The organism is Myxococcus sp. AB025B (assembly GCF_006518215.1).
Taxonomy (GTDB): Bacteria; Myxococcota; Myxococcia; order Myxococcales; family Myxococcaceae; genus Myxococcus; species Myxococcus fulvus.
Genome location: NZ_SRLW01000468.1, coordinates 1 through 5,339, shown reverse-complemented (window position 1 = coordinate 5,339; position 5,339 = coordinate 1). Strand labels below are relative to the sequence as shown.

Annotated in this window: 3 protein-coding genes; 1 reads left to right on the top strand and 2 read right to left on the bottom strand. The window is 71.2% G+C overall.

Features of this window, described 5'->3' with window-relative positions:
- Window positions 1-1,377, bottom strand: a 1,377-nt coding sequence (locus tag FL311_RS40910; RefSeq protein ID WP_194869588.1) for an SWIM zinc finger domain-containing protein, incomplete at its 3' end; no start/stop codon positions are given.
- A 69-nt stretch (window positions 1,378-1,446) separates the two neighbouring features.
- Window positions 1,447-3,483, bottom strand: a complete 2,037-nt coding sequence (locus FL311_RS40905; RefSeq protein WP_228557418.1) for a membrane dipeptidase — start codon at window positions 3,481-3,483, stop codon at window positions 1,447-1,449.
- A 271-nt stretch (window positions 3,484-3,754) separates the two neighbouring features.
- Between FL311_RS40905 and FL311_RS40900 the strand changes: the two genes are divergently transcribed.
- The gene (locus tag FL311_RS40900; protein WP_141333047.1) at window positions 3,755-5,209 is read left to right on the top strand and encodes an amidase; all 1,455 of its coding nucleotides are present in this window, start codon (window positions 3,755-3,757) and stop codon (window positions 5,207-5,209) included.
- Window positions 5,210-5,339: the final 130 nt, after the last annotated feature.

Genomic DNA, 5,339 nt, shown 5'->3' with positions numbered 1-5,339 from the left:
GACAGGGCCCAACCCCTCCTGCCACGCGCGCACCACCGCGGCCGCGTCCACCGAGCGCGTCTCGCCGCCCTTGCTCCCCTCCACCTGGAAGTCGAGCGTGAAGCGCACCTCCGGCACGCCGAGCGCGTTGGTGGCACCCTCCACGGACAACGAGGGCTTGAGCCGCACGTCCGGGCTCACCACCGACGCGCCGTCACCGGCGAGGTCCCCGCCCCACCGCCGCAGCTTGTCCGCCCAGCGCACCATCTCCGGCCCCTGCACCGTCACCCGACGGCCCGGCACCAGGTTCAGCTCCTCGCGCAGCTCGTGCACCAGGCGCTGCTCCACGGCCTCGTCGCGCAGCGGCACCGCGCCGCGCAGGTACACCATGCGGCCGTTGTCGATGCGCACCGCCGGCGGCGCGCCGTAGACCAGCGTCGGCAGCACCGACAGCCCGGACTCCAGCTGGTGCAGCTCCAGCAGGATGCGCGGCTTGAGCTCGCGGTCGATGGACGGCACCCGCTTCGTGCGCACGTCCACGGGCATGCGACGCCCCAGCTCCGGCAGCACCTTGGAGGTCAGCTCGCCGAGCTGCTCCGCGCCGTAGGTGCGCACGATGGGCAGGTTGTTGAGCCACGGGCCCGTCATGCCCGTCTCGCCCAGCCGCGCCAGCGCGTCCCCCACCAGCGCGACGCCGGGGCTCACCACCTCCGTCACGCGGGAGTCCCTCGCCACCGTCACCACCAGCTGCCCGCCACGCTCCTCCACCAGCGCCCGGGGCACGACGACCTCGTCGGGGACGGCCACGGGGCGGCCATCGAGCAGCACGTTGCGCGCCTGCACCAGGACCTTGAGCAGCGCCTCCAGCGTCTCGGGGGCCAGGGCGCCGCGCGTGCGGCGCTGCTCGAGGATGCGGTCGGCCAGCAGGTCGGCCTGCTCCACCTGGAGCTGCGCGGCCTGCGCCGGCTTCGCCATGTACGAGGCGAGGCTGCCGTCGAGCGCCTCCTCGCGTCCGTCCGCGTGGGCCAGGGTGCGCTTGAGCAGGAGGCCGTCGCCCGTGCGCGAGAAGTGGTACACCACGCGCGACCAGCGGGTGGCCGCCGTCTCCATGGGCGCGTCCGTCTTCTCCGCCTGCTGGAGCGACAGGGCCGCGGCCACCACGTGCTCGCACGGGTCCACACGGCTGGGGCAGTCACACTCCCAGGCCTCGTCGGCCGGATAGAGCGTCACCGTGAAGGGAACCGGGCGCCCCGACGAGCGCACCCTCAGCTCCAGCTCGCTCTCCGTCTTCGACTGGAGGACCACCGCCCCGGCGCGGGAGAGGTTCACTCCGTTGGACCAGATACCGGGGCGGGCTTCCTTCCGGACGGCTTCGAGCAGTTGGACGGTGGCGGACATAGGGGGTGGGAACTCCCTACGCCCCCGGGGTGCGCCGCGCAACGGCGATGCGCACCCCGGCCCCCTGGCTCAGCCGCAGGTCAGCGTCCAGCGGCAGCTACCTGACAGGCACTCCTTCCCGTACAGGCAGGTGGCCCCTCGGGCCTTCTTCGGCTGGCACTTGCCGCTGTTGAGGCCCCAACCGCAGTACTGCGTCGACGCGCAGTCAGCCTCCTCGTCGCAGATGCAGGTGCCGGAGCTGTTGCAGCCGGACGCGGTGCACGCGTCGCTGATGCACTCCTCCTTGAAGCGGCAGGACTCGCCCACGGCCTTGGAGTCCGGCGCGTAGCGCACGCCGCACAGCAGCGGGTACTGCGTCTCGCGGGTGGCCTTGTCCACGTAGGTGGCCACGCCGCTGGTGTCGATGTCCGCCGCCGCGTCCGCCATGCCCGTGCGCGGGTTCACGGCGCGCTCCCACGTCTTCAGGAACGTCTCCGCCGAGCCCGACAGGCCCGCGGTGTTCGCGCCCACGCGGCCCAGGTCCTTGAGCAGGTCCGGCAGGTAGCCCACGTGCGCGAGGCCGTACTCGTCGAAGCCCGTGCCCAGGCGCGTGGGGCCGGCGACGTTCTGCTGCCGCAGGTGCGCGTCCGCCTCCGCCTGGAACGTGGCCGAGCACGCGCCATTGTTGCCGAAGCGCGGACGGGTCTGCTGGATGAAGCCGTTCAGGTCCGCGCCGAAGGCCATGGGCACCTTGAGGCCCTGGCGGCCGAACTCGACCGCCTGCGCCAAGGAGCGCGTGGAGCCGTGGCAGTTGTTGGCCACACCCGAGCGCGAGTACGTGCGCGTCTCGTCATGCGCCGTGCGCAGGCCGAAGATGCCGCCCGTCTGGCGCAGGTAGCGCACCACCCACGCGGGCGTGGTCTTCTCGTCGTTCGCCAGCTTCGGGTTCATCACCTCGCGGAAGTGGCCGTGGGAGATGACCAGCGGGTAGTACGTGTTCGCCTGCGCCAGGGCGAAGGCGTCCTGCAGGCCCTTCTCCGACAGGTGCGCCACGTCGATGAGCATGCCCCGGCTCATCATCGCCTGCACCAGCGCCTTGCCGTCCGCGGTGAGGCCCTTGGTGTTGCGGCAGTTGCCGACCGCGTCGCGGTACACGTCGAAGCCGAGCGTCATCGTGTCGGTCGTCACGCCGCAATCGGTGTCCACGTGGCACGTCTCCAGGAACTGCGCGGCCTGGAAGATGGCGTTGTGCAGCGCCGCGCCGCCGAAGCGGTTGTCCAGCTGGTGCACGGGCTGGAGGGAGCGCACGCCCAGCGCGTGGAAGCGGTCCAGCTCCGTGCGCCAGTCCTTGGTGCCGAACAGCTTGCTCGTCTCGATGGAGAGCACCATGGCGAGCTTGCCGGAGGCGATGATGTTGCGCGCGTGCGAGGGCGTCAGGGCGATCTCCACCCAGTCGTTGCGCGCATCGAAGTCACGCGCCATCTGGAGCTGGAGCTCCACGTCCACCATCTCGTCGCACGGCCGCGAGATGTTCTGGTACGGCAACACCTTGCAGAGGAACTCGTTGCTGACCAGCGACACCATCACCAGCGACATGCCGCCCTGGTGCGCCTGCCGCAGCCATCCCTCCCACGACTGCTGATGGGCGATGGTGTCCCAGCGAGGCCACTGGGTGTTGACGGACATGCGGCCCAGGTGGATGCCGGTGTCGCCCTCGGTGCCCTCAATCTTGCCGATGAACTCCGAGCCCACCGCGCCGCCCAGGCCGAAGAGCGCCGCGAGCAGCGGGTTGCCGCCCAGGTTGATGCCTCCCGAGTTCGGGCACAGGTTGAGCAGGTTGCTCAAGTCCATGCGCACGCGGGCGTGGTCGCTCTCCGGAAGGCCGCCGTCACAGCTCGTCAGCGAGCCGGTGTGGCTGCCATGGAACCAGCCACCGCCGAAGGCCTCCTCCGCGAACATGTGGTGGTGCAGCTCCGCGAAGCCCGGGGCCGCCAGCGGCTGGGATTCGGACTCGGTCGCGGGCGCTTCGGACGGCGCCTCCTCCTGCACGGGACCGCAGGCGAGCCCCAGACACAGGCTCAAGGGAAGAAGGGCCAGGACACCCTGGCGTCGATGACGCGGGGACATGAACATAAGCGGGGGATTCCTTCTCGGGATGCGGGCGGATGGCTCCGCGGCCGCGGTGGTGAGGATACTCCTCGCTCGACGCGCATTTCGAGCCGCGTCCGTGCTGCTTGAAACATTCGGTGACAGTTGTCGCCGCCTTGCGTCATCGGCTTCGCGTGGTGGTGCGGTGGCGACCCGGCGCGGCGCGCGCGAGCAGCGGCGAGAGGGGTAGCGGTATCCTCTCGCGCCGCACCTGGGCCGCGTCCCGTCGGCCGGTGCGCCACGAGGACTCATGCACCTGGACGACTACACGCGATACGACGCGCTGGGGCTGGCGGAGCTGGTGCGTCAGAAGGAAGTCAGCCCCGACGAGCTGCTGCGCGCGGCGCTGGAGGCCATCGCCCGCGTCAATCCGAAGCTGAACGCGGTCATCGACGTCCGGGAAGCCGACGCGCGGGAGGCCTTGAAGCGGGGGGTGGCCGATGGGCCCTTCTGTGGAGTGCCCTTCCTCATCAAGGACCTGGTGGTGCACGCCGCGGGAATCCCCACGGAGCTCGGCAGCCGGCTGGCGCGTGGCCTGGTGCTCCCGCATGACACGGTGTTGATGGAGCGCTATCGCCGCTCCGGCATGGTGCTGATGGGGCGGACGAACACGCCGGAGTTCGGCAACAACGCGACCACGGAGCCGGTGACGTACGGCCCCACGCGCAACCCGTGGGACCTGTCGCGCAGCCCGGGTGGCTCGAGCGGCGGCTCGGCGGCGGCGGTGGCGTCGGGCATCGTGCCGGTGGCGCACGGCAACGATGGCGGCGGCTCGCTGCGCATCCCGGCCTCGCTGTGCGGTGTGTTCGGCTTGAAGCCCACGCGCGGGCGCGTCTCGGTGGGTCCGGACGGTGGCGACGCGGTCAACGGCCTGGGCATCGAGCATGTCATTACCCGCTCGGTGCGCGACAGCGCGGCGATGCTGGATGCCACGCAGGGCGCGGCGCCGGGTGACCCGTACTACGCGCCGCCGCCGGAGCGGCCGTTCCTGGAGGAGGTGCGTCGGGAGCCGGGGAAGCTGCGCATCGCGATTTCACGCAAGGCGGCGTCGGGCGTGCCGGTGCACCCGGACAACGTGGCGGCGGTGGAGGACGCGGCGAAGCTGTGCGCGTCGCTGGGGCACGACATCGTGGAGGCCGCGCCCGTCTACGACGACGCGGTCCTGGTGGAGGCCATGGTGTCGGTGTGGTGCGCGAGCAACGCGGCGTTGGCGGAGATGCTCGGCGGAGCGCTGGGGCGCACGCTGGGGCCGGACACGCTGGAGGCCACGACGTGGGCCGCCGTGGAGCACGGACGGCGTCTGCGCGCGCTGGACCTGCAGGCGGCGTTCGCGGTCTTCAACCAGGTGAGCCGCGCGGTGGGCGCGTTCTTCGTGGACCACGACGCACTGCTGACGCCCACCGTGGCCGTGCCGCCCTACCCGCTCGGCGTGCTGGACTCGAACAAGCCCATGGGCGCGGGCGAGTGGTACCGGCACGTCTTCACGCTGATTCCCTTCACGCCGCTCTTCAACGTGACGGGACAGCCGGCCATGTCCGTGCCCCTGCACTGGAACGCGCAGGGCCTGCCCATCGGCGTGCAGTTCGTCGGCCGCTTCGCGGAGGAGGCCACCCTGTTCCGGCTCGCGGGCCAGCTGGAGCACGCCCGCCCCTGGTCCGTGCGCAGGCCGCCCGTGCACGCGGCGCGGGACACCTCCGCCTCCTAAACCCAATGCCGTTCACTTTAGGGACGGACGCGACGTAGGGGGCCGAGGGAGCGTGCTCGACGGACCGGGCGAGGGCGTTTCCGTGGGTAGCTGCTCATCTTGATTTTCACCGCACGCGGATACTGTCTTT

Excerpts from the sequence above, each read along its gene's own strand:
- FL311_RS40900 (WP_141333047.1), top strand. The coding sequence starts at position 3,755 with ATGCACCTGGACGACTACACGCGATACGACGCGCTGGGGCTGGCGGAG.
- FL311_RS40905 (WP_228557418.1), bottom strand. The coding sequence starts at position 3,483 with ATGTCCCCGCGTCATCGACGCCAGGGTGTCCTGGCCCTTCTTCCCTTG.